Source organism: Pseudomonas sp. MF6776 (assembly GCF_016613125.1).
GTDB classification, from domain to species: domain Bacteria; phylum Pseudomonadota; class Gammaproteobacteria; order Pseudomonadales; family Pseudomonadaceae; genus Aquipseudomonas; species Aquipseudomonas iridis.
The window spans coordinates 23629-46858 of sequence record NZ_JAENSQ010000034.1 but is presented as its reverse complement, the minus strand read 5'-3'; the positions used below and the strand labels follow the sequence as shown (position 1 = coordinate 46858).

The 23230-nt window shown below is 56.0% G+C and carries 21 protein-coding genes and 1 pseudogene; 6 read left to right on the top strand and 16 right to left on the bottom strand.

The window, feature by feature from the left end; translation table 11 throughout:
* Positions 1-181 precede the first annotated feature (181 nt).
* The 16 genes and pseudogenes from JJD74_RS26210 to JJD74_RS26135 all read right to left on the bottom strand — a co-directional run.
* Entirely contained in the window at positions 182-1180 is a 999-nt protein-coding gene (locus JJD74_RS26210; RefSeq protein WP_200617140.1) for an ADP-ribosylglycohydrolase family protein, read from the bottom strand.
* Positions 1177-1890, bottom strand: coding sequence for a GntR family transcriptional regulator (locus JJD74_RS26205; RefSeq protein WP_200617139.1), 714 nt, complete (start codon positions 1888-1890; stop codon positions 1177-1179). The genes JJD74_RS26210 and JJD74_RS26205 overlap by 4 nt, the downstream gene beginning before the upstream one ends.
* Positions 1891-2185: 295 nt before the next feature.
* Complete coding sequence (araH, locus tag JJD74_RS26200; RefSeq protein ID WP_200617138.1) at positions 2186-3154, bottom strand: L-arabinose ABC transporter permease AraH; 969 nt, start codon at positions 3152-3154, stop codon at positions 2186-2188.
* Between the two features lie 12 nt (positions 3155-3166).
* Positions 3167-4711, bottom strand: coding sequence for an L-arabinose ABC transporter ATP-binding protein AraG (gene araG, locus JJD74_RS26195; protein ID WP_200617137.1), 1545 nt, complete (start codon positions 4709-4711; stop codon positions 3167-3169).
* A gap of 55 nt (positions 4712-4766) precedes the next feature.
* The gene (locus tag JJD74_RS26190; RefSeq protein WP_042560420.1) at positions 4767-5771 is read right to left on the bottom strand and encodes a substrate-binding domain-containing protein; all 1005 of its coding nucleotides are present in this window, start codon (positions 5769-5771) and stop codon (positions 4767-4769) included.
* 135 nt (positions 5772-5906) lie between these two features.
* Positions 5907-6725, bottom strand: coding sequence for an SDR family oxidoreductase (locus JJD74_RS26185; RefSeq protein WP_200617136.1), 819 nt, complete (start codon positions 6723-6725; stop codon positions 5907-5909).
* Positions 6726-6996: 271 nt separating this feature from the next.
* The gene (locus JJD74_RS26180; protein ID WP_200617135.1) at positions 6997-7872 is read right to left on the bottom strand and encodes an SMP-30/gluconolactonase/LRE family protein; all 876 of its coding nucleotides are present in this window, start codon (positions 7870-7872) and stop codon (positions 6997-6999) included.
* 53 nt (positions 7873-7925) lie between these two features.
* Positions 7926-8642, bottom strand: a complete 717-nt coding sequence (locus tag JJD74_RS26175) for a FadR/GntR family transcriptional regulator (RefSeq protein WP_042560422.1) — start codon at positions 8640-8642, stop codon at positions 7926-7928.
* Between the two features lie 190 nt (positions 8643-8832).
* Entirely contained in the window at positions 8833-9393 is a 561-nt protein-coding gene (locus JJD74_RS26170; RefSeq protein ID WP_200617134.1) for a DUF1285 domain-containing protein, read from the bottom strand.
* A 16-nt stretch (positions 9394-9409) separates the two neighbouring features.
* Entirely contained in the window at positions 9410-10015 is a 606-nt protein-coding gene (locus tag JJD74_RS26165) for a DUF4823 domain-containing protein (protein ID WP_042560424.1), read from the bottom strand.
* Positions 10016-10185: 170 nt separating this feature from the next.
* A complete protein-coding gene (locus JJD74_RS26160) occupies positions 10186-11154 on the bottom strand; it encodes a GTP 3',8-cyclase MoaA (protein ID WP_047302572.1) in 969 nt (322 codons plus the stop codon).
* A gap of 137 nt (positions 11155-11291) precedes the next feature.
* Complete coding sequence (locus tag JJD74_RS26155) at positions 11292-11930, bottom strand: TetR/AcrR family transcriptional regulator (protein WP_007908276.1); 639 nt, start codon at positions 11928-11930, stop codon at positions 11292-11294.
* A 341-nt stretch (positions 11931-12271) separates the two neighbouring features.
* Entirely contained in the window at positions 12272-13057 is a 786-nt protein-coding gene (locus tag JJD74_RS26150; RefSeq protein ID WP_200617133.1) for a TatD family hydrolase, read from the bottom strand.
* A 14-nt stretch (positions 13058-13071) separates the two neighbouring features.
* Positions 13072-13428 carry a PilZ domain-containing protein gene (locus JJD74_RS26145; protein WP_042560427.1) on the bottom strand — a complete coding sequence of 119 codons (357 nt, stop codon included), beginning with the start codon at positions 13426-13428 and terminating at the stop codon, positions 13072-13074.
* Positions 13429-13485: 57 nt separating this feature from the next.
* Positions 13486-14469 carry a DNA polymerase III subunit delta' gene (locus JJD74_RS26140; protein ID WP_047302577.1) on the bottom strand — a complete coding sequence of 328 codons (984 nt, stop codon included), beginning with the start codon at positions 14467-14469 and terminating at the stop codon, positions 13486-13488.
* Positions 14462-14800, bottom strand: a pseudogene (locus JJD74_RS26135) (dTMP kinase); the annotation flags it as partial. The gene JJD74_RS26140 and the pseudogene JJD74_RS26135, both read right to left, overlap by 8 nt.
* A 116-nt stretch (positions 14801-14916) precedes the next feature.
* Between JJD74_RS26135 and JJD74_RS26130 the strand changes: the two are divergent.
* The 6 genes from JJD74_RS26130 to JJD74_RS26105 all read left to right on the top strand — a co-directional run bounded on the left by JJD74_RS26130 (position 14917) and on the right by JJD74_RS26105 (position 23226).
* On the top strand, positions 14917-15771 hold the full coding sequence (locus JJD74_RS26130) for a deoxynucleotide monophosphate kinase family protein (protein WP_325167023.1): 855 nt from the start codon (positions 14917-14919) through the stop codon (positions 15769-15771).
* The gene (locus JJD74_RS26125; RefSeq protein WP_200617132.1) at positions 15768-17999 is read left to right on the top strand and encodes a hypothetical protein; all 2232 of its coding nucleotides are present in this window, start codon (positions 15768-15770) and stop codon (positions 17997-17999) included. The genes JJD74_RS26130 and JJD74_RS26125 overlap by 4 nt, the downstream gene beginning before the upstream one ends.
* Positions 17992-20259: a tyrosine-type recombinase/integrase gene (locus JJD74_RS26120; RefSeq protein WP_200617131.1), complete on the top strand. Its 2268-nt coding sequence runs from the start codon at positions 17992-17994 to the stop codon at positions 20257-20259. The genes JJD74_RS26125 and JJD74_RS26120 overlap by 8 nt, the downstream gene beginning before the upstream one ends.
* Entirely contained in the window at positions 20252-21316 is a 1065-nt protein-coding gene (locus JJD74_RS26115; protein WP_200617130.1) for a hypothetical protein, read from the top strand. Before JJD74_RS26120 ends, JJD74_RS26115 begins: the two co-directional genes overlap by 8 nt.
* Before the next feature lie 17 nt (positions 21317-21333).
* Entirely contained in the window at positions 21334-22680 is a 1347-nt protein-coding gene (locus JJD74_RS26110) for a site-specific integrase (protein WP_200617129.1), read from the top strand.
* 261 nt (positions 22681-22941) lie between these two features.
* Complete coding sequence (locus tag JJD74_RS26105) at positions 22942-23226, top strand: hypothetical protein (protein WP_200617128.1); 285 nt, start codon at positions 22942-22944, stop codon at positions 23224-23226.
* Positions 23227-23230 lie beyond the last annotated feature (4 nt).

The following is a 23230-nucleotide window of genomic DNA, read 5'->3' as shown; positions in this document are numbered from 1 at the left end:
TTTTGTGGTTGTGGCAATGACGCAAAACGACAAGATATCCCGGCCATCCTGGGCCTGTCTGTGCGATCCATTGCGGATGAATAATTCAAAAACGCGGCGCGCCCTTCGCGAGCAGGCTCGCTCCCACAGGTACAGCGTGATCCTTGTGGGAGCGAGCCTGCTCGCGAAGGCGCCAGACTAGTCAGCGCAAGGCCAACAGACCTTGCACCAACGGTTCCAGCTCAAGATCATTGACGGCTTTCACCGTTGCAACCATCTCAGCAGGCCAACTCTCAAGACCCAGGCAGGCCCCAAGCATTGCCCCGAGAATCGCCGCGATGGTGTCGGTGTCTCCGCCAAGACTGGCGGCCATGCACAACGCCTCAAATGCGCTCATCTCACCGACCGCCACTTGCTGCGCCAGCGCGAATGACACCACCACCGACTCCTGCGACGCCACCGAAGTACCAATCACGTCGTACAGCAGATCCGCCAGCAACACCTTGTCGCTATCGACACTGATGGTGCGTGCCCAACTGATACGCGAAGCGATACGACCACCGGCGACCCAGTGCCCGTGCGCCTCAGCTTGCTGAGCAATCTGCTGACCGAGGTTCAAGGCCTCGCCCAGATCCATGCCATTGATCCCGGCCGAGACCACTGCCGCCACCGCCGCCGCGCTGGAAATCCCCAGCGTGGTGTTATGCGTCACCTGACAGGCCTGCACCACCGCCGCGATAAAGCGCTCGGGGTCGGCGACATCCGCGGCGATCCCCACCGGGGTAATCCGCATCGCCGCGCCATTGGTGGTGCCGTAGCGCCCGGCCTCTTCCGGCGAATGCCCGGCGAGGATCATTTCGATAGCACGTTTGGTCGACGGGCCGAGCAAGTCCTGCGAGCCCTTGGCCTGCATTTCGGCTTCCCACTCGATCAGCCGCTGCGCCAGCACTGCCGGTTCGATCCGGCCCTTGCCTTCGATCAACAACTCGCCGACCAGAATCGCCTGTTCGGTGTCATCGGTGATCGAGCCTTTGGGCATATTCGCGGCAATCGGTTGCAAGGGGCCTGCGTCTTGCAGATCGGTAATCTGGCCGAAACGTGTCTTGATGGTTTCGCGGTTCAGCGATTGCGTTGGCATGCCCAGCGCATCACCGAGGGCCAGGCCATAGAAAGCGCCCAGGGCACGGTTGAGCGTGGTCATTTCGATTCTCCAAATTGCAGGTGCATGCGGAAATGCACCGGGTCGAGCAGGCTTTCGACCTGTTCCATGAAGCGGTTTTGCCGGTCGTAGGTGGTGCGCAAGGCTTTGAGGAATACGGTGCCGACCGGACGGCCGAGCAGTTCGGCATCTTCAGCATTCAGCGGTTCGGCGCCGATCCACTGATCGCCGCGCTCGCCGATGTAGCCGTAGGCGGCCAAGGTAATGGTCAGGGAATTGTCGATCAGCCCCACGCGCGGCAAGCTTTCCAGGCCGCCAGTCGCTGGCATCAAAGAGCGTTCGAGGGACACCAGCGTGCCGTCGTTGGAACGGCGACGACGGTCGAGGGTGATGAATTGGTCAGTGCCGAACCGCGAAAGCAGATCGGGCCGGGTCACGGCCTCCAGGCGCAACACTTCGGTATTGACCAACGCCCCGCTGTCGGCGAGCGCCTGCGCCCAGCCGCTGCGCTGGTCGAGCGCGACACCGTCAAACGTGACGATCGAGCCGACCCCGCTTTGCGTGGCGATGTATTTACGCCGCTTCAGTTCGGCCAGCGCTTCGCGCAACGTACCACGGCTGACGTTGAATTCTTGAGCCAACTGATGCTCGCCGGGCAATAGAAAGCCGTCCTCCATGAGACCGCTTTCGATGCGCCGGACGAGCTCGTCGACCACCCGTTGTTTCTTGTCGAATCGTACCTGTCTAATCATGTACAAAGTGATAACCGAAACGGGCGTGGGTGGGCAAGGGAAATTTAAGGAAGATGACGGAAGGCTGAAGGTCAAAAGCCCCTCATCGGAACGCCACCCGCCCAGCCCTCTCCCGGAGGGAGAGGGGACTGAATGGGGGGGATGCTCAAGCGGTTCGCCGACCTGGAAGTGCTTTGCCGAATCCACCATCAACTCGGTCGTTCAGGTCGATGCATGACGCCGGACACCTAGGTCGGCTCCCTCTCCCTCCGGGAGAGGGCTGGGCGGGTGGCGTTCCGACGAGGGGCGCCTGATCTTAGCGTTGCTTGAGGCGGTCAATAACCACAGCCAACAGCAAAATCGAACCGCGAATCACGTACTGATAAAACGTATCGATGTTCTTCAGGTTCATCGCATTCTCAATGATTGCCAGAATCAACACCCCGGCAATCACATGCCGAATCATGCCGATCCCGCCACTCAGGGACACCCCGCCCAGCACACACGCGGAAATCACTGTCAGCTCGAAACCCTGACCAATCATCGGCTGCCCGGAGGTCATGCGCGACGCCAGAATCACACCGGCCAGCGCACCGATCACACCGTGCACGGCGAAGATGATGATCTTGGTGCGATCAACGTTGACCCCCGCCAGCAACGCCGCTTCCTGGTTGCCACCGATGGCCATGGTGTTGCGCCCGTAGGTCGTGTAATTCAGCAGCCAGCCGAAAAACAGGAAGCAGACGATGGTGATCAGGATCGGCACCGGCACGCCGAACAACTGGCCATTGCCGAACACGAAGAACGACTCCTGCGACACGCCCACTGCTTTGCCGTTGGCAAAAATGTAGGCCAGGCCACGCACGATCTGCATGGTCGCAAGCGTCGTGATCAGAGCATTGACGCGTAACTTGGCGATCACGATCCCGTTGATCAGCCCGACGATCAAGCCCATCACCAGCGCCGCACTGACGCCAAGGAATACGCTGTCGGTGTCGCGCATCACCACCGCCGCCACCACCCCGGCGCAGGCAATCACCGAGCCCACCGACAAGTCGAAATGCCCTGACGCCAGGCAATACAACATGGTGCAGGCAGCAATGCCGGTGGTGGAAATCGCCAGGCCCAACCCGCGCATGTTCAGCGGCGAAAGGAAGTTGTCGATCAGCAGCGTACAGGCGACAAAAATGCCTACCGCCGCCAACAGCATGACCCAGTCATCGAGGAAGCGGCGCATGTCCAAAGGTTTGCGCTCTTTCGCCAGGGTTTCGTTTTGGGTTGTCATCATAGTCACCTCTCAGTTCGCCACGCCGTCAGCGCGGTGGCGCGGCAAAGCCAGTTGCAGCAGGTTGGATTCATTGGCCTGGTCGCGGCTGACTTCGCCGCGCAGGGCGCCTTCGCACAGCACCAGGATGCGGTCGGAAATACCCATCACTTCCATCAGGTCGCTCGACACCACAATCACCGAAATACCGTCAGCAGCGAGGTTATGGATGATCTGGTAGATCTCGGCTTTGGCGCCGATGTCGATGCCACGGGTCGGTTCGTCGAGCAGCAGGACTTTCATCGGCATCGACAGCCAGCGACCGAGAATGGCCTTCTGTTGATTGCCGCCAGAAAGGAATTTGATCTGCTGGCCGGCGTGGGGCGTTTTGACTTTCAGTGCCTTGATCTGTTTGTCGGCGTTGCCCTTCTCCCACAGGCCGCGAATCAGGCAGCCAAGACCCGAATTCGCGCCACGCGCACTGATGTTGATGTTCTCGGCGACGCTGGCCAGCGGAATAATCCCTTCTTTCTTGCGATCCTCGGGGCACAGCAGAATCCCGGCGGCAATGGCATCGCGCGGTGAGCGCAGATTCAATTCATGGCCGCGCAGTTCGAGGCGTCCGGCGGTTTTGCGCTCCAGGCCACTGAGCAAGCGAAACAACTCGGTGCGCCCTGCCCCGACCAATCCGAACAAACCGAGAATCTCGCCTTTGTGCGCCTCGAAACTGATCGGCTCACGCAGGCCCGGGCCGAGCAGGCCGTTGACTTTCAGCGCCACTGCGCCGCGTGGTCGGTTGCGGTAATCGTAGATGTCCTGGATGTCGCGGCCGACCATGCAGGTCACCAGTTGATCGTGGGTCAACTGGCTCATGTCCTCGAAGGTGCGCACGTAGCGGCCGTCCTTGAACACCGTCACCGCGTCGCAGATACGGAACACTTCTTCCATGCGATGGGACACGTAAAGTACGACTTTGCCCTCATCCCGCAGGCGCCCGATGATCGCCATCAAGCGGTCGATCTCGCGTGCCGAAAGGCTGCTGGTTGGCTCGTCGAAGGCGATCACATGGGCGCCACGCGACAGGGCCTTGGCGATTTCCACCAGTTGCCGTTGGCCCAGCGACAAACGACCGACTTTGGTCTGCGGATCGATTTCATCGGCCAGGCCTTTGAGGCAATCCAGCGCTTGCTGACGCAGCGTGCCGCGATTGATCAAACCGAAACTGGCCGGCAGATGACCGAGGAACAGGTTTTCGGCGACGGTCATTTCCGGCACCAGATGCAGTTCCTGATGGATCACCGCCACGCCGCTGCCGATGCTGTCGGCGGTCGACTTGAAGGCCATCGTCTGCTCGCCAATCTGCATCTCGCCGCTGCTCGGAATGTAAGCGCCGCCGAGGATTTTCAGCAGGGTCGACTTGCCGGCGCCGTTCTCGCCCATCAAGGCGTGGACCTGGCCGGGATGGGCGACGAAGCTGATGCCGTCTAGCGCCTTCACGCCGGGAAAGGTTTTGCCGATCCCGTTGAAGCGCAGACTGCCGCCGGCGCTGTTTTCTTGTCTTTGTACTTGCGCGTGCATTTAAGCCACCTCTTCACACCGTTCAAACGGCCCGGTTGCCCGGGCCGTCGCTACGTCAGTTCCACAAGCCGATTTTTTCCAGCTCTTGCTTGAAGTTCTCGCGGGTGATCAGGGTGACGTCGTCCATGGCGGTGTATTTCGGCGGCTCTTTGCCGGTGGTGACCCACTCGTACATCATCTCGGCGGTCTTGTAGCCTTCGATGTGCGGGCTCGGCAGCATCGAACCGAAGAAGCCGCTGTTAGGCTTTTTCAGTTCGCCGATGGCGTCGGTGCCATTGATACCGATGCCGATCACATTGGCCGCGGCAAATCCGGCGGCTTCTGTGGCGCGCACGCCCCCAAGCACGGTGTTGTCGTTCATGCCGCCAATGATCAGGTTCTTCGCCGCGCTTGGCAGTTTCACCAACGCCGAGTTGGTGGCGTCCATGCTGCCTGGCACATCGAGAGTTTTCAGTGCGGCGAAGAGGATGTGATCCTTCGGCATGCCGGCGTCTTCGAGGGCCTTGACCGAGCCGTCGGTGCGTTTCTTGCCGGTGTCGAGTTCGTTGTAGGTGTTGACGACCGCGTAGGTGTCTTTCCAGTCCCAGTTGCGTTTTTTCGCTTCGGCAGCCATGGCGGCGCCCTGCTTCTGACCAACTTCATACGCGGCCATGCCCAGGTAAGGCACGTCCTCCATGAACTTGCCGTTGGCGTCGACAAAACGGTCGTCGACGGCAATCACCTTGAGGTCATTGAGTTTGGCTTTGGCCATGATCGCCGGGCCGAGCGACACGTCCGGCGGGCAGATCACAAAGCCTTTGGCACCATTGGCGGCGAGGCTGTCGATGGCCGACAGGGTTTTTTCGCCATCCGGGACGGCGATCTTGATCAGTTCAAACCCCCTGTCCTTGGCAGCTTTCTCGGCGAAGGCCCACTCGGTCTGGAACCACGGTTCCTCGGCCTGCTTGACGAGGAAACCGATCTTCACGGCATCGGCGGCGAGCAGCGAACTGCTCAGGCTGAACGCGGTGACCGCGAGCGCGGCACTGCACAGGGTACGAATCCCGAAACGACGTTTCATAAGCTGACTCCTTGTTATTTTTTTTGAGCAATGTTTGAAAAGCGGTAAAGCACGTTCCTGCAAAGCCTGTTGAAAATAGTCATATCGTATGATGATTGGATTTCAGGCGGATTTCTTCGCGTGGAATTCGATCGATCAGTCGTGGTACATCACCGAGCGGCCACCATCGATGGTGATGCACGAAGCATTGATGAATGGCGCTTCATCGCTGGCCAGGAACACCGCCGTCATCGCCACTTCAATCGGCTGACCAATGCGTTTGGGCGGGTGCAGGTCGAGGGCGCGTTGACGCTCGGCATGCGGGTCGGCGAAACCGTTCCAGTAATCGACGTTCAGCTGCGTTTCGATGTAGCCGGGGGCGATGGCGTTGACGCGGATGCCTTTCGCTGCGTACTCGATGCCGAGTGCGCGCGTCAGTCCCAGCAACCCGTGCTTGGCCACCGGGTACGGGAAACAGCCGGGAATAATGTGCGAAGAATGGGTCGAGGCAATGTTGATGATGCTGCCGATGCCCTGCTCGATCATTTGCGGCAGGACCGCTTTGCAGCCGTACCACGCGCCGTCGAGGTCGATGGCGAAGCAGCGACGCCAGTCTTCTTCGGTCATTTCCAGCGGATCGCGGAACACATTGACCCCGGCACAGTTGACCAGCACGTCGATGCGCCCGTGCAGTTCAACGGCGCGTTTGGCCATGGCGTGCAGATCGGGCTGGCGCGACACATCAGCCTTGATCGCCTGGACGTCAAAGCCTTGCTCGCGCCAATGGGCGGCAACCTTCTCGACTTTTTCGGCCTGAATATCACTGATCAGCAGTTTGGCTTGCTGCGAAGCGAAGGCTGCGACGATGGCTTCACCGATACCCTGAGCGGCACCGGTGAGCAGCACGACCTTGTTTTTCAGACGCTCGCCCTTCGGCGGTGCGGGCACCGGAGGCAGGGAAAGAGGTTCAGCCATGGCTCAAGGACTCCTGTTCGCAAGCGCAAAAAAACCGGGCATCTGATGATGTCCGGTCTGGAGAGCGTTTAGAACTGAACAGGCAGGCGCCACTGACGGCATTGGGCCGTTGCGTGGCACGGACTCCGCGTGGGAGTGCGATGGAAATTCGCTGCATCACTTCACCTGTTTTGTTCTTTTTAAGTGTGAGTGCGTGTTACTGCTGGAGCCGACTATAAACCCGACCGCCAAATAATCTCAATATATAATTTTGCATCCCATATTTTGGGATTTAACCAGCGAAGCGCGTACAGAGCTTTCCTGCAACATCAATACGCATCGACAGCACTGCGCCGTCCAGAGGATGGTTGTGCGGGCTCTTGGCGCTGGTGATGTACAGGGTTTTCAGGTCTTCGCCGCCGAATACGCAACTGGTCGGGCGACTGATCGGCAGATCGATTTTGCGATCAACCTTGCCATCAGGCGCCAGTCGCAAAAGACAGCTGCCGTCCCAACGGGCGTTCCACACATAGCCTTCGACATCCATCGCCGAACCGTCAGGGCCGCCCTGTTCATCCGGGCCGTACCAGAGATTGGCGACGTCAAGGTTGCCGTCGGTGTGGATGAAGTAGCTGTACAACGTGGCGTCCATACTGTCGCCGAACAACAGCCGGGTGCCGTCGTCGCTCCACAGCAGCGTGTTGGGAATCCCCAGGTTGCGTAGCAATGGCGTGACGCGTTTGTCGGGATCGATACGAAACAGGGCACCGGAACGCCGGACGATCGGCAGATCTTCGCCCTGCTCGCCGATGTTGTTTTGCATGGTGCTGAGCCACAGTCGGCCTTGTGCGTCACAGCGGGCTTCGTTGGGACGATTGCCAGGTTGCGGGTCGGCGACACAGAACAGCGTCAGGCGCGGTTCCAGTCCCGGGGAGTCGAGATCGAGACGATAGACGCCGCTGCTCAGCGTAACCAGCGCATCGCCGCTGGCGCAGGGAATGAACGCAGAAACGTGCTCGGGCATTTGCCAGATCTGCACGTTCTGGCCAATCAGGCGCAGGGCTTGTTGGCCGGCGATATCGACCCAGTACAGCGCCTGGGTCGGCGCGTCCCAGAACGGGCCTTCACCGAGTTGTGCGCGGTGCTGGGTCAGTGCGGTCCAGGTCATTTCAACTCCTTGGATCTTGTAGTTTTTTTCAGTGTGGGAGCGATATTGGATATTTAGCCGGCCTTTTTGTCGGCCATGACTTTTGGGTAAAACCGTTTGATCGCCAGGTCTGCGTTGTCGATCAGGGTCATGCAGGCCCACACACCGCGCGCAGAATCGCGAGCGGCGATGGCGTCGGCCATGTCTTTGTGGATTGGCAAGGTGCGGCGCAGTTCATCCGGATCGGCCGCCGAGACTTCGAACGAAACGGCCAGCAACGCCCCGAGCGCCGGGACCATCTGTTCAATGAACTGATTATGGCTGGCGGCAAGAATGCACTCGTGGAAGGCCTGATCGGCACGGTTGTAATCGCCGCCGCTGTCTACCGCGCGCTCAAGGGCGTTGTAGGCCAGTTGCACGGCGTCGATCTGCTCCAGCGTCGCGCGCTCGCAGGCCCAGCGCACGGCCATGGGTTCAATGGTGCGGCGCAGGTCGAGCAAATCATCGACGAAGTTTTCCGGCAGACCATTGCGTGACAGCCAGCCGACGACCTGGGGATCGAACAGGTTCCAGCGGCGCACCGGCAACACGCGGGTGCCGACCTTCGGCCCGACTTCAAGCATGCCTTTGGCAACGAGGGTTTTGATCGCTTCACGAATGACGGTGCGGCTGACGCCGAGCTGTTCGCCCAGATCAGCTTCGACCTTGATGGTCTGCCCCGGTTTGATCTGGCCAGCGGCAATCCAACTGCCCAGCCAGTCAACCGTTGATGCATGAAAGCTGCTGGACATGAACACCTCAAAGCGGATCGCGATGGGTGATCAAGCTAATGATCATACGATTGGGTGTCAAATCAGTTTTTTGTGATCACACAAAAACAATGTGGGAGCGAGCCTGCTCGCAATAGCGGAGTGTCAGTCAATATTTTCGTCGACTGATACACAGCTATCGCGAGCAGGCTCGCTCCCACAGGGATTCGAATTACGGTTCGAGGCCGATACGGAAGAACTCGCCGCCACTCCACACACCGAGCCAGTTCTGCCCATCGATTTTTCGACTGACCGCCAGTTCGACCAATTGGTAAAACACATTGCGATGAATCAACGCTTCAAGGTTGGTGCGCACGTGTACGTAAGGCGCAGGCTCTTGAGTGACCGGATCGATCTCAACTCGAATCGGATGCTCCGGCCCAGCATCAGCGGTTTCGTCGACATTGGTGGTAAAGCGCAGCACCTGCGCCTCACCCTCGCCTTCAACCTCGACGGCAATCGCCACAAACGGCGCGTCGTCGACCTTGATGCCGACCTTCTCGACCGGCGTAATCAAAAAATAATCATCACCGTCGCGGCGGATGATCGTGGAGAAGAGCTTGACCATCGGCTTGCGCCCGATCGGCGTGCCCAGGTAATACCAGGTGCCGTCCCGGGCGATGCGCATGTCGATGTCGCCGCAGAAATCCGGGTTCCACAAGTGCACCGGTGGCAGGCCTTTGGTTTTGGGGATTTGTCCCAACAGGTCATTGGCTTTTTGCGGGCCACTCATGGCGTACTCCTTGAAATTACTGGTTGCCGATCCCCAACAGGCTGCGCGCGTACTGCGCCAGCGGTGGGCCGATCAGGTCTTCGGGTTTGCTGTCGTGGAACGTCAGTAAACCGCCACGACTCTTGATCCGTGCAGTATCAATCAAATACTGGGTGCTGGTCTCGATCAACATGATCTGAATCACGCCGCCGTCGATACCGAGGCGATCCACAGCCTCCTCATCCAGCCACTCATCAGAGTTGCCAATGCGGTCATCAGCCTTGGCGAAACGGGTGTAGAGCAGGTAATGCGCACCCGCGTCACGGGCTTCACCCATTGCCTGATCAAGGCCTTCCGGCGCACGGGCGCGGCGAACCATCGGGAAGTATTCGATAAAGCCTTTGAACGCTTCCTCAGCGACCACGTTCGGCCGCGGATACGAACCACCCGGCGGCGCAAACGCGCCCTGGGCGATGTAGATAAACGAATCCGGCTGAATACGGAAGTTGTTCACGCGGCGGCTGTCGCTGTGGTCCAGCAGCCCCGCGTCGCTCATCTGATAGCGAGTGCCTTCGGCCATATCGCTGACAGTCATACAGCCGCCAAGCGCCAAAATGGCCAGCAGCAAAACCAGGCTACGCATCCTTATCCTCCAGAAGCCGGTGACGGAAAACCGGCGAATGGGCGTTGAATGCAGCTTTTGCGCCAGCTCGGGAACTTCGTCGATCTACAGGACGCTTTCGCGAGCAGGCTCGCTCCCACAAGTGGAACGCATTCCAGATGTGGGAGCGAGCCTGCTCGCGAATCGGAATATCAGCCGCCGATGATTTTCATGATGGTTGCGCCGCCGGAAAATGCCACTTCCTGCTTGTCGCCCAAGGCCTTCACCAGCAAGCGTTGTAGCGCAGGCAGTGCCTCGTGACGCGGTTTGTCGAGCAGATCGCCGACGTAATGGCGGTTGCTCGACGACAGGCAACCATGCAGCCAACCGGTCGACGACAGGCGCAGGCGTGAGCAGGTTCGGCAGAAAGGCACGCTTTCATTGGCAATCACCCCAAAATGGCCCACCCCGGCAATCGCGTAACGCACCGCCGTAGCGTCGACAGGGGCATCAGCTTGCGCGTACTCGTAACGCTCACCGATCAGCTCCAGCAATTGTTGAAGACTGACAAACTGCTGCAGGAAGGCATTGGAGTCTTTGGCCAGATGGCCCATGCGCATCAGCTCGATAAAGCGCAGCTCATACCCGCGCTCCAGGCAGTAGTCGAGCAACGGCATGACCTGATCAAGATTCTGGCCGCGCAACGGCACCATATTGACCTTGATCTTCATCCCCGCCGCTGCGGCCTTGTCCATGCCGTCGAGCACGGTGGCCAAGTCGCCGCCGCGGGCAATGCTGCGGAACGCGTCGGCGTCGAGGGTATCGAGAGAAACGTTGATCCGGCGCAGACCGGCATCCACCAGCAGCGGAAGTTTCTTGGCGAGGAGTTGACCGTTGGTGGTCAGACTGATGTCTTCCAGCCCCATCTTGCCGACGGCGGTCATGAACGATTCAAGTTTGGGGCTGACCAGCGGCTCGCCACCGGTAATGCGCAAACGCTCAATGCCAGCGGCTTCAATCAGATACGCCACGCCGCGCGCCATGGCGTCGGCCGACAGCTCATCCTGCGCAGCTACCAACCGCTTGCCGTTGGGCACGCAGTAGGTACAAGCGTAATTGCAGGCTGAAGTCAGGCTGATCCGCAAATTGCGAAAACGCCTGCCTTGACGGTCAACGATCATGATTACTCCGGCGAAAGGAAATCGAGCAGCTAAAACTTGACTCACAAATCAAGTTTTAGCAAGCCCTATGCCTGAGTATATTCCTGCGGTACTGCGCCATGTAACGAAATCATTGCGCAATAAGGCAGCTGAATGGCTCAGCTGCTCGGCGTTTCGGGGTCGCGCTTGCGCTTGTTGCCCATGCGCACGCCGATGTCCATCAGGAACTGGAAGAAACCTTCCTGATCTTCCAGCACATTGCTCCAGAACGGCGAGTGATACAGCGCGACAGCGCCGTGCACCAATGCCCAGGACGCGCAGTAGTGGAAGTACGGCGGCACGTCTTCGAGCTTGCCTTCGCTGATGCGCCCCTTGATCAGCAGGGTCAGGCGTTCGAAGTTCGAGGCACGGATCTTGTGCAGCTCCTCGACCATTTCCGGCACCTGGTTGCCCTTGACCACCTTCTCTTCGAGACGATCGAACAGACGGTAGCGCTGCGGATCGCGCATACGGAATTCGAAGTAGGCACGGGACAGTGCTTCCTTGTCCTTGTCGACATCGGCCGAATGCAGCAGCTCGTTCAAATCGCGCTCGTAATCGAGCATCAGGCGCAGATAGATCTCGGCCTTGGACTTGAAATGTTTATAGATCGTGCCTTTGCCGATACCTACGGCATCAGCAATCATCTCGACGGTGACACTGTCTTCACCTTGGTCGAGGAACAGCTTGAGCGCGGTATCGAGAATTTCTTGCTCGCGGCGACGAAACTCACGGACCTTACGAGGTTCTTTGTGCATAAGAAAAAGGTCTGAAGGGTCAAAATTCGAAGCCGCGTATTATGCCTAACTTGCGCAAAAATGCACGGATCATCCGACCACATCTGTGTTTCTTGTTCATTTTGAGAACGTTTTGGGCGCAATGAGAACTCAACTGAAGCGAACGTATTCCAAATTTGTTTAAAAACCACGACCAGCTAACTGGACTGCACGCCAGACTGATCAATACTTCAACTGTCGGACGGCATCTCCCCCAAGTGCCGTGCCGATAAAGGTACCAACGGACCGCGTGCCTTTGTTTTACTCCTAATGGTCTTAACCCGGATTCACCCCCCAGAACCCGGGTTTTTTTTGCCTGCGATTCAGACTTTCACATGAGCCAGCGGAAACAGCCGCTTGAAGTTTTCGGTCGTCTGCTCGGCAAAACGCTCGTAATTCTCACCACGCAGCATCGCCAGGAACTCTGCCACTTCACGCACGTATTGCGGCAGGTTCGGCTTGCCGCGATAAGGGATCGGCGCCAGGTACGGCGAATCGGTTTCAACCAGCAGACGATCCGCCGGGACTTTGCTCGCGACATCACGCAGCGCATCGGCATTGCGGAAGGTCACGATGCCTGACAGGGAAATGTAATAACCCATGTCCAGGGCAGCCTTGGCCATGTCCCAGTCTTCAGTGAAGCAATGCAGCACCCCGGCCTGTGGCAACGCGGCTTCACGCAGCAGTTCGAGGGTGTCGGCGCGGGCGCCGCGGGTGTGGATGATCACCGGTTTGCCGGTGTGCTGCGCCGCTTGCAAGTGCAGGCGGAACGACGCCTGCTGCAGCTCGGCGGCTTCCGGCTCGTAGTGGTAATCCAGACCGGTTTCACCGATCGCCACCACTTTCGGGTGATTGAGTTCGTGCAGCAACCAGTCCAGCGCGGGGGCGGCTCCCGGTTGCACATCGAGAGGATGCACGCCGACCGAGCAATCGACATCGTCGTAACGATCGGCGAGGGCTTTGACGTCAGCGGCGTTGTCGGCGCTTACGCCGATGCACAGAAAATGCCCTACCCCACGCTCGCGGGCCGCATCGAGTGCGGCATCCAGCGAGCCGTCATGGGCGGTGAGGTCGAGGCGATCCAGGTGACAATGGGAATCTACGAGCATAAAAATACGGCTACTTACATCGTATGAGTGGGACGGTCGGACTTGAGGGCTCCGGCCAGATGGGTTTCGATGCGACTGCGCGCGGTGTTGTCGCCGTCGTTGAACTGCACGCCGACACCGGCTGCGCGATTGCCTTGTGCGCCTTTGGGCGTAATCCAGGTGACTTTGCCGGCAACCGGGATCTTTTCCGGTTCATCCATCAAGTTCAATAGCATGAACACCTCGTCGCCCAGCTTGTAGCTCTTGTTGGTCGGGATGAACAGGCCACCGTTTTTGATGAACGGCATGTAAGCGGCGTAAAGCACCGACTTGTCTTTGATGGTCAGGGACAAAATGCCGTTGCGCGGCCCCGGGCTGACGGGTTCATTCATGTTGACCTCCACTGCTGATGTTCAGAGTCTAGGCGCACACCATCGTTTTTGCGGGGATCACCGCTGGCCTGGCAGTCCTGCCCATTGCACCAACAGCGCTTCCAGCAACAGCGCCGGATTGAGATTGGCCTTGCTCAACACTTTCTGCCGCTGCGCGAGAATCCAGTCCTGAATATCGAGCACTTTGCCTTGGGCGCTTTTCTGCGCCAGGTACTGCACCACTTTGCGCATGTCGTTCAGACCGAGGCCGGCTTCGTCCTCAGTCAGTTGATAACGCAGGATCAGGCTCGACCAGTCACAGAACCAGTCAAACAGGCGCAGCATCGGAATGTTTTTCCATTCTTCGGCCAATTGCGTTGGCGATTGCTGCTGCTTGAGCAACTTCTTCACCCCTTCGACCACTTGCGCGCGCTGTTCGCGTACGCCCTGGGACTGAAGAGTGACCGCCATCAACGGCGAACCGGCGGCCAGCGTCAGCAGTTCGACACGCTCCGCTTCGGAACACTCCGGCAGGGCCTGAGCCAGCCATTGCAGGCTCATCGCCTCACCCGGCAGCGGGCAGGCCTGCTGCACACAACGACTCTTGACCGTCGGCAACAAACGGCTCGGCTGATGGCTGACCAGCAACAACACCGTATTGCCGGAAGGCTCTTCAAGGCTCTTGAGCAAGGCGTTTGCGGCGTTGATATTCATCGATTCCGTGGGTTCGATCAGCACCACCTTACGCCCGCCCAGTTGCGCGGTCTGCACCACGAAACTGACCAGATCGCGCACCTGATCGACCTTGATCGCCTTGTCGGCTTCTTCCGGTTCGAGAATGTAATTGTCCGGATGGCTGCCGGCCTTGAGCAGCAGGCAGGATTTGCATTCACCGCAAGCCTCCGGCGTCGGGTGCTTGCACAACAAACTGGCCATCAACCGCTCGGCCAGTGCGCGTTTGCCGATCCCGGCCGGCCCATGCAGCAGGTAAGCGTGAGCATGCTGGCTACGTCCGGCCAGTTGCTGCCAGAGGCTGTCCTGCCATGGATAGGCCTCAGCCACGGCTCAGCTCCAGCAAGTTCGGAATCAGGGTATCCAGCGATTGTTGAACCTTGACCAACGGCTGACCGGCATCGATGCGCACATAGCGCGCAGGATCGGCTTCAGCACGCTTGAGGAATGCACTGCGCACCGCCTCGAAAAATGCCCGGCCTTCCAGCTCGAAACGATCGAGGCGACCGCGAGCGCTGGCACGAGCCAGGCCGATTTCTACCGGCAGGTCGAAAATCAGCGTCAGATCCGGGCGCAGATCACCCTGCACGAAAGCCTCCAGCGTCGCGATACGCTCCAGCGACAAACCGCGACCGCCTCCCTGATAGGCATACGTCGAATCTTGTTTTCCGTTTGCTGTTAATGTAAACGTCAAAGGGATACAATCCTTTTTATGGAACGTAAACGCGCTCAAAAGCCCCGGAATAGAGAGCTTGAGCCAAAAATCAGGAGTCCACCGTGAGAACAATTATTGGCCTCGCAGCCCTAGCCAGATCAGGAAAAGACACCGTAGCGTCAATGCTTCTGAGCTACCCGGGGGTAGCCGCCTTCGCTTTAGCCGACCCTCTCAAGGTTGGTTGCCAAGCCCTTTTCGGCTTGACCGATGAGGAGGCTTGGCAAGACGACATGAAAGAGAAGGCGATTGAGCTATGGGGCCGCTCGCCAAGAGAGTTCTTTCAAACGGTTGGAACTGAATGGATGCGCAATCATAACCCAGACCACTGGCTGATGAGAGCAGACCGAGAAATCAACCCACCAGCGGGGGCGATGGACTCCTCCTTCCCGGCCGACCTTTCCTCCCCGGATGCCCCGTTCGCGTTGGCCGCCCAAGCCTTCTTCGACTTCACAGACGACCAAATCTGGAACCCCACCAGCTTAGCTATAAAGGATGAGTACTGGGGACTGGCCCCGAGTGAAGCCATTGAGCTTTTGAAACGCCACGCCTATGCCCTCTTCCCTGATTACGATCAGAGACGAGCCACTCGCCCAGTGACGCCGCTCAAGCACAAGGGTCAACTTCCGCAGGACGCCCGAACGATCATCATCAAAGACATCCGCTTTGAGAATGAGGCATCGTTCCTGCGTGCGCACCAAGGGTCAATCTGGCACATCACACGCCCTGATCTTCAAAAGGTGAATGCTCACTCTTCAGAGCACGGTATTGAGCAGGCTCCTGGCGATGTCCGACTGCTGAACAGCGGCACCTTGGATGATCTCAAAGCACTAGTAGAGAGCGCCTGGGAAGCACACAAAGCGCCCCTCGAAAACCAAGCAACCCCAGCAACCCCAACAGACAAAGGCGGTGCAAAATGACTGCCTTTGATGAAAGTATTACAGAGTCAACCCAGATCACCGAGATTGAAGCAAACAACGGGCTTCGCATCGAATGCCGGTACTTGATGAGTCCGAACTACATTCCGTCAGCCAATATTTGCAGGTCATTGCATTGGCTGTTCCTGCTTTACGCTCCCCATCGCACTCATTCGAATGGATACTTGCTCCGATCCGCTATTGAGCACTTTCTCGATCACATGGCGATGCACAACCTCGCCAACCCTGAGCCTTTGCATATCAAAAAATACACCGACATCAACTCGGAAGTATTCATTGGCTTTGAAAATTACCTACGCGACAACAATATTCCAGTGACGTGCGCCGAAAAACTCAAAACAGCGATGACTGTGGTTTCCAGGGAGACCGGGAAACTTCCACTCATTGCACTCCCGATCGTGGCGATGGATAGAAACAAAGGAACACCGCCACTGAATTCCGACGGGTTTGAATCTTTTGAGCTGGCCGTTACCACGCACATTATGGCGGTGATTAAAAAGCTCAAGTTTCGCGCAGAAGTAGAAAAGGCCGAGCCTTACAATGCTGCAACGGTCATGGAGGAGGTATATCCAACCCCAACCAAGGAATGGCTGTTCAAATGGCAGAAGAATGAATTCAAAAAGAAGAAAAGAGCTAAAAAAGCAACCTATCACAGCCGCTTCAGAAAATGCCTCGATCCGGAAATCAATGCGCTGACTGATGACCCCATGGGCATCAGCAAATTCATCGAAATCTACCATCGCGACAACCCCAACGCTGAAGCCCGCAAAGAAGAGCCAGAAGCGCAACAAGAGCAAGAAGAGGAAGAAGCCCCGGTAGAGGGAAAGGGGTTTGCTAATTGGAAGGTCGATTACGCGCGGATCGTAAAGACGTTCATCACCCATGGGTTCCCGTTCAAGTTCAGCTCAGATGAGCTGTACAGTAAATACCGTCAGGCAACAGTGACCACTGTCCCCGATGATTGCGACGATATCATCGCGATATTGTTGCATCGATTGACGTGGGCAAACCGAAGCTCTCAAGCAAAGCGACTCCTTAAATTCGACGACGTGCTAGGGCTTTACTACCCCACCATCACGGACATGACAGCAGTCCTGATGTTCATGATGTTCCAGGCTGGCTGGAACAAAGAAACCGCCTTGGCGCTCGACCAGGATAATTTCGAGCACATGCTGACGGGGACTATCGAGGAAGCCATCAAAGTTGTGTTCTCGGAAAAGCATCGTTCCCAGGGCGTTGGCAAACCCTTCTATGATCCCAAGCGTATCAACATGCCTACCCGCAATGATGATCCGCTCAGTTTCTACAACCTCATCCATCTGGCCATCGAGCTTTCGGGCCCACTCGCCGATTATCCGTACGACGTCATTCCTGCGCTTGCGTCGGAAGAGAAAATGAACCCGATGTTTCTTTGCATCCGGCCCTGGGGGGATTGGGCAACGGGCGGACGTCACACGTCGATCGCCCACCCCAAAACCTTCGTTGTGGGTGTTCAGCATTTCCTCAAACAATACGAGGTCATCGATAACGGTACCCGCCTCAATTCGGCTTCTGAATTGACCCGACGTTTAAGGCCTACTTGGCTTCTCTATAAGAAGAAGCACAATCCGATGGCTTTGCTCTCTATGACGATGGGGCACAAAGACCGAGAGACCACAGACATCTTCTACGACAGCTCAAGCGCCGCTCACTATGAGCGCTTGAAACGGTTGCGCTCGGAATTGGAGGAAGTGGTCAAACTGCTACGCACACGACAGTTCAGAGGGCTCTTGGGCAAACAGGCTCAGGCAGAGGCTTCAGCGAGCCTCAAAATCTTTCACATCCCAGGCAAGCCGCGAGCGCTTTGGGGATGTGCCAATCAAATGAAGCCCGACTGGGTCGGTTCGGAAATCATCGCCAGCACCGGTCGTAAATGTTTTGCCATTAAGGAATGCATTTTCTGCAGCCAGCTGCGCGTATTTGAAGACTCACTCCCCTTCATTATGGAACGCGCATCGCACCTGGAAGAGCTGCTGGGTGATGCCGAGGACTCAGGTTTCAGCTCACGGCTGAGTAAAGAGTTGGAGGTTCTGCAGTTCATCCTGGATGAGTGGGGAGATGAAGACGAGGTCGCGTCCGCTGCACGTTACCGCCGCCGCGAATCGCCGTTGTTGCCACGAGACCTGAGCATCCTGGAAATCATTTTCGAGAGCGAGGAATACAATGTCTAACAATCAAAACACCTCCGCTCTCGGGAGCAATGAAGCTTTCAGGAGCGACGTCGCTGTCGAGAACATCGAAGCTGATTTCGGGCGCATTGAAGCACCCGAAGACCAAGCCGATGGCGCCCTGCTGGATGAGTCCACTCTAGACCACGCCATTGATGACACCGTCGAGAATGAGGGTAACCAGGAAGAGGCTACAAAGGCGAAAGCCAAAGCGGATGACAAGGGCAATAACGACGACAGCGAAGACTCCGAAGACAGTGAGTCCGAGGCGGATAGCCTGCTGCAGGAGCTCGAAGCTGACTACTCAGAATCCGAGCTTGAGGAACTGGAAGCTTTGCAGGAGGAATTCAAATCTTCCGTAGCCACGCCTTCGGTGACCTTGGGAAGCAAATTGATAGTCACTGACGGTAAATTTCCTGTCGCCAAGGGCTCGAACTATCTAGACGACAAGTGGAGCTTGCCGCATGGCAAGCATAGCTTTCCGAACAATGTGTATTTTGATCGCAAGCTGCTCGGATCGAATGTTCTCAAGCGCGCGATCATCTACCACGTGATCCCGGAATTTTCGCCCTTCAGCTACATCCGCTCGTACTCGACGACCAAGACATGGGGCAACGAATACAAGATCCTTGAACAGTACATTTTTTCGGATAACAGACTGACTGCCGAGCCTCATCATATTCGAATGATCTCTGTGCCTTTGATCCTCCGGGCGTTTGAGGCCGCGAAAGAAAATGAGGCTAAGCACCATTATTTTACGCTGTTCAAGCTGATCAGGCTCTGGATCAACCTCTCTGAGCACCAACTGATCCCTGAAGAGCTTCGGTTGGACATCGCCCTTGATCAAATCGACATCCCGGAGCGCCGTCAGGAGGTAGTAAAATCGCGCTTCCAAGGCACCATCGATAGCTGGATCTCCTATTCCGAAGAGGAGCTTGAGATCCTGATCGAATACTCAATGTTCTGGGTTGAGGGGGTCATTCCAGAACTCAAGAAGCTCAAGGACTACCTGGTAGAAAGCAAATTCATTCATCTCGCGGACAAGCTCGTTACTCGTCGTGAGCGATTTTTAGAGCTAGAAAAGCTCATGACCATCACAGTTAAAGAAAAGACCGTGATGCGCCCCAGCATTCGCAAATTTGCCAAGGAAGGAGTGGATCACTACTCGTACACCTGGATCGAAGGTTACGCCGAAGTGCTCGATGGCATTCGTAACGCGATTTTCATTCTGCTCGCCTTGGTGACGGGTGCCAGGAAATCAGAGCTCGCGGTCATGAGCTTTGCGGATTTTGAAATTGACGGCAATGGTGATTACTGGCTCAAAATTACCCGCTGGAAGACGGCTGCCAGCCCAACGCACGGTGAGGATGACAAGCTGCCAATCCCCAAATTTATCGGCGACTTGGTCATGCAATACCAGGACTTGCGCAGCATCGAGCCGTTTGTGAAACAAGGCTTTTTGTTCCAGGCGCAGAAATCCAACAAGACGGTGAAAAAAGCGACCCCTGCGCTGATCAACTACATCATCATTCAGCTGAAAAACGAACTGCCCATTGATCGATTGCACTGCCATCGCTTTCGCAAAACAATCGCGGAAATTTTGATCAACCGGGATGAGCGGAACATCGACATTATCCGTGCGTTGTTTGGGCACAAGAGTTACGCAATGACCATGCGTTACATCGCCCGAAATCCTCTGCTGGTTCGCAGTGTTGCAATCGCCATTGAGCAAAACTACACCCGGGAATTTCATGAAATCGTCGCCGGAATCCGGTTCGGCGCTCATTCGGGTGACGCGGCCAAACGGATCTATCAGCAAATCCTGAAGCGTCCGGACGAATTCAGCGGCAAGCAACTCAAGGTGTCACTGATGGCGTACATCAGCCATCTGCTGTCCGCCGGCGAACCCATTTTCATCCGTCGAATCGCAGTGGGCACCTACTGCTTGACTGGTGAGCATTTCACCCGCGAGAACCTTCCCCCCTGTTTGCATGGCAAGCACGTGGAAGGCGAGCTGATCATGCCTGATCCCTCCAATTGCCAGACGGAATGCAAGAAAATCGTGATCTTGGCCTCGGCCAAGCAAGCGCTGTTCGACAACATCACGTTCTATACAGCCGTCCTGGAAAACGCCATCGGTAAGTTGACGGCTACGGCGGAACGCGAACTGCACCGCAGGATTCAGGCGACCCAATTCCACCTGGATAACCTGAACGCTACTGGCCACTCTAGCCCTCAGCTGCTGGAGGTACGAAATGTCTAAGAGGCTGGCCACACACGCTGACGAACTACCCGACACGCTTGAACAAGGCAGCGGTGCCCAGCGCCGCAAGCACTTGATCGAGATCATTGTGGAACATTACCTTTCCGGAACTCGCTCCAAGCTCAAGCTCAAAGACGTGGCTGATCGAGCGGGTATCAGCCGCCAGGCACTTGACCGGTACTACGGTGATCTCAAGCCTTATATTGCCGGTGAACGTGACGTCGTCGATCTGGTCAACGGCAATGAGCGCAGGTCGCAGGTTCAGACCCAGGCAGCCATCAATGAGGTGGAGGCCAAGTTCACCGAGCAAATAGAACAGCTAAAGGTAAAACACGAGCAGGAGCTTAAACAGGCTTTGGACAGCCACATCACCTCGCTCATGAAAGGCGACATTGTGCTGTTGGAAAGTAACAAGATACGTGTGTCGCTTGAGAGACAAACACTTCACAACGCCGATCTGCTGAACCAAATTCACATGTTGGAACTCAAGCTAGCTTTGGGGGCGGACGCCAGTTCGTCAATTGCAAAAGATACCGAGGCGGCGAAGAACAATAAGGTTGTTTTCGACTTAGACATCGAGGCACTTTGCTACGACTATCAGCGAGGAAAAAGCTTTGAGGCGTTCGAAGATCAAAAAAATATCGAGCTTCGGAAAATTCGCGATAAGTTGAGTAAATACGCAAGCACTCCAAATGTGCGTGTGATCCTCTTCGCTGACCGGTACATTTCACGGTTCAAGACATTTGCTGATCAGTATGTGGGACTTCCTAAGGAGGTCAGCCTGATCATAAGACTGCCTCTATTTAGCCGCAGTGAAATCATCTCATTTACCAAGCATATTCCAGCATCGTGCAAGACGAGTATCCATGTGCCGTATTTCTCGGGTTCCGAGAGTGAAAAGAAGCTACAGAGGCTAGGCATCTATAAACAATTCCCACTTCCGGCGGAGGAAATCAAAGGAGCGGATAATGCCGACCAACCCAGCATCACTTGGGGTTTCGACGAAGTCAGTATTTTCAAGGTCAAGCCTGGCAGCCCTCCCCTAACAGCACGATGAACACTGGAGAGTTTTAAATGCTGACGATTAAATCCAAAGAGGTCACTTACAGTGATGAGATGTCGCTGACTGTCTCACACTGCATACTCATAGCAGAGCAAAATGAACAAAAAATTCTGCTCTCCCATCCCAATTTGTTTTTGTACAAGATTACGCGCGCCTCGATTAAAACGTCGATACGTTATGCCAACATTATTTCCATGTTTTATCGCTTCCTGTCCACACAGGAAAAAATGGTAGGAAAAGAATTGGGCGTGTATCACATGTTGGCGGACAACAAAGACATCATGCTTTGGCAAGTCCAGCGCCAAATTGATCGGGTTGAAAAGCAGTCGTTACGCCCCTCATCAGAGACCATTTATGAGGACGCCAAGGTTTTATTGGTCTATTTTAAATGGCTCAACGACCACGGGTACCTGACCAACGTTCAAGTAACCCTAAAGTCCTGGCGGGCAAATTTTCGTAGCAGACGCATGCTTAACTATGTGCAACTAATGGCTAGAAAAAAAATTGACGCCAGCAATATTCGCGTGCTCGACAAAAGAAGTCGCCAACGAAAATCCAACTTCCTGATCACCGATCCTGAGATCAAACTACTACTTGAGCACTACTCTGACCCCGTCTATTCGGCAATGTTCAATTTGGCGCTTGGCACTGCGATGCGCCCGATGGATCTGGTCAAATTTCCTTACATCGGTAATGACGACAATACACATATTCTTCCCTATTCAGAAATGGATACGAAACGTGTGACCACGTCCTACACCGTCTATAAAAGCAAGGGAAACAAAGACCGTACCATCAACATTCACATGGACGATCTGAAAGCACTTGAAGAAAACTACATCATTCCTTATTACGTGACACGAAAAAGCCTATATAAAGAACGCTACGGAAAACCGTGCCCACCTAGTATTCTTTTTTTGAACAAGAAAGGAGAGCCCGTTGATGAGGACATGATTGCATCCCGTACAAATTATGCAAAAAGCAAAATCAATAAAACTCATCCTGACTTCCGGATGCACCTGACATTTTATCAGAGCCGTCACTGGTGGCCTACGCAACATATTATTGCAACCTTTGGTGATCGGCTACTGACTGACCCGCTGGAAGCTTTATATCTTGCGACTGCGCAAGTCCTTAAAAACCAGATGGGTCACGACGACGTCCAAACAACCTACAAACACTACGTCGATATGGCCCGCATCATCATGATGCTCCACAAAGGGCGCACATTTGACCTCATTACTTCGTGCGCAAAAACAGTAAGTAACTTCATGCACGGCCTCGATCTGCCCGGAGATGTGCTCGGCAATGAGGCAATAGGATCAGTCGAGGATGAGGAAGATTTGATGGTGGGATAGGGATGTAGCAGTCCACTCGTATGACGGCTCAGGGATGTCATGAAGGTCTGAGATTGGAGAGCGATTAGCCCTCAACGCAGAGCTCGACAAACCCTTAGTCATGAGGAGGCACCACGGTCAGGGTTACGCTAGCGTGCTGCATTGAGACCAGCTTTCGCCGTCAAAATACCGTGAATAGCTGGTGAGGTTTGATAGGTAGACTCTGGTTTAGCGTTCGCTTAATCTCGGCGATGCCTTACTCGGCTCAATAAGGAGTAATCAATGGCTGTTTTTATGGTGACATGGAACCTCAACAAGGAGCGCGGCAACTACGCCCATGCTCGGCAAGTCTTCATCCAACACTTGGATCGCTATCCAAATGTCAGCGACCCAGGACTGGAATCTGTCAGATGGCTTAGCAGCACCGCTACGGCAAACCAAATTTCTGACGACCTTCGACTGAGGCTCGACGTCAATGACCGCATTTTTGTCACCAAGCTCAACAATGGAGATCACCAAGGGTGGCTCAGCAAGAACGTTTGGGAATGGATCAACGCACGGCTTTAAAGTT

Excerpts from the sequence above, each read along its gene's own strand:
- JJD74_RS26185 (WP_200617136.1), bottom strand. The coding sequence starts at position 6,725 with ATGGCTGAACCTCTTTCCCTGCCTCCGGTGCCCGCACCGCCGAAGGGC.
- JJD74_RS26105 (WP_200617128.1), top strand. The coding sequence starts at position 22,942 with ATGGCTGTTTTTATGGTGACATGGAACCTCAACAAGGAGCGCGGCAAC.
- JJD74_RS26150 (WP_200617133.1), bottom strand. The coding sequence starts at position 13,057 with ATGCTCGTAGATTCCCATTGTCACCTGGATCGCCTCGACCTCACCGCC.
- JJD74_RS26115 (WP_200617130.1), top strand. The coding sequence starts at position 20,252 with ATGTCTAAGAGGCTGGCCACACACGCTGACGAACTACCCGACACGCTT.
- JJD74_RS26210 (WP_200617140.1), bottom strand. The coding sequence starts at position 1,180 with ATGACCACGCTCAACCGTGCCCTGGGCGCTTTCTATGGCCTGGCCCTC.
- araG (WP_200617137.1), bottom strand. The coding sequence starts at position 4,711 with ATGCACGCGCAAGTACAAAGACAAGAAAACAGCGCCGGCGGCAGTCTG.
- JJD74_RS26170 (WP_200617134.1), bottom strand. The coding sequence starts at position 9,393 with ATGAGTGGCCCGCAAAAAGCCAATGACCTGTTGGGACAAATCCCCAAA.
- JJD74_RS26180 (WP_200617135.1), bottom strand. The coding sequence starts at position 7,872 with ATGACCTGGACCGCACTGACCCAGCACCGCGCACAACTCGGTGAAGGC.
- JJD74_RS26160 (WP_047302572.1), bottom strand. The coding sequence starts at position 11,154 with ATGATCGTTGACCGTCAAGGCAGGCGTTTTCGCAATTTGCGGATCAGC.
- JJD74_RS26165 (WP_042560424.1), bottom strand. The coding sequence starts at position 10,015 with ATGCGTAGCCTGGTTTTGCTGCTGGCCATTTTGGCGCTTGGCGGCTGT.
- JJD74_RS26110 (WP_200617129.1), top strand. The coding sequence starts at position 21,334 with ATGCTGACGATTAAATCCAAAGAGGTCACTTACAGTGATGAGATGTCG.
- JJD74_RS26175 (WP_042560422.1), bottom strand. The coding sequence starts at position 8,642 with ATGTCCAGCAGCTTTCATGCATCAACGGTTGACTGGCTGGGCAGTTGG.
- JJD74_RS26120 (WP_200617131.1), top strand. The coding sequence starts at position 17,992 with ATGTCTAACAATCAAAACACCTCCGCTCTCGGGAGCAATGAAGCTTTC.
- JJD74_RS26145 (WP_042560427.1), bottom strand. The coding sequence starts at position 13,428 with ATGAATGAACCCGTCAGCCCGGGGCCGCGCAACGGCATTTTGTCCCTG.
- JJD74_RS26205 (WP_200617139.1), bottom strand. The coding sequence starts at position 1,890 with ATGATTAGACAGGTACGATTCGACAAGAAACAACGGGTGGTCGACGAG.
- JJD74_RS26125 (WP_200617132.1), top strand. The coding sequence starts at position 15,768 with ATGACTGCCTTTGATGAAAGTATTACAGAGTCAACCCAGATCACCGAG.
- araH (WP_200617138.1), bottom strand. The coding sequence starts at position 3,154 with ATGACAACCCAAAACGAAACCCTGGCGAAAGAGCGCAAACCTTTGGAC.
- JJD74_RS26155 (WP_007908276.1), bottom strand. The coding sequence starts at position 11,930 with ATGCACAAAGAACCTCGTAAGGTCCGTGAGTTTCGTCGCCGCGAGCAA.
- JJD74_RS26190 (WP_042560420.1), bottom strand. The coding sequence starts at position 5,771 with ATGAAACGTCGTTTCGGGATTCGTACCCTGTGCAGTGCCGCGCTCGCG.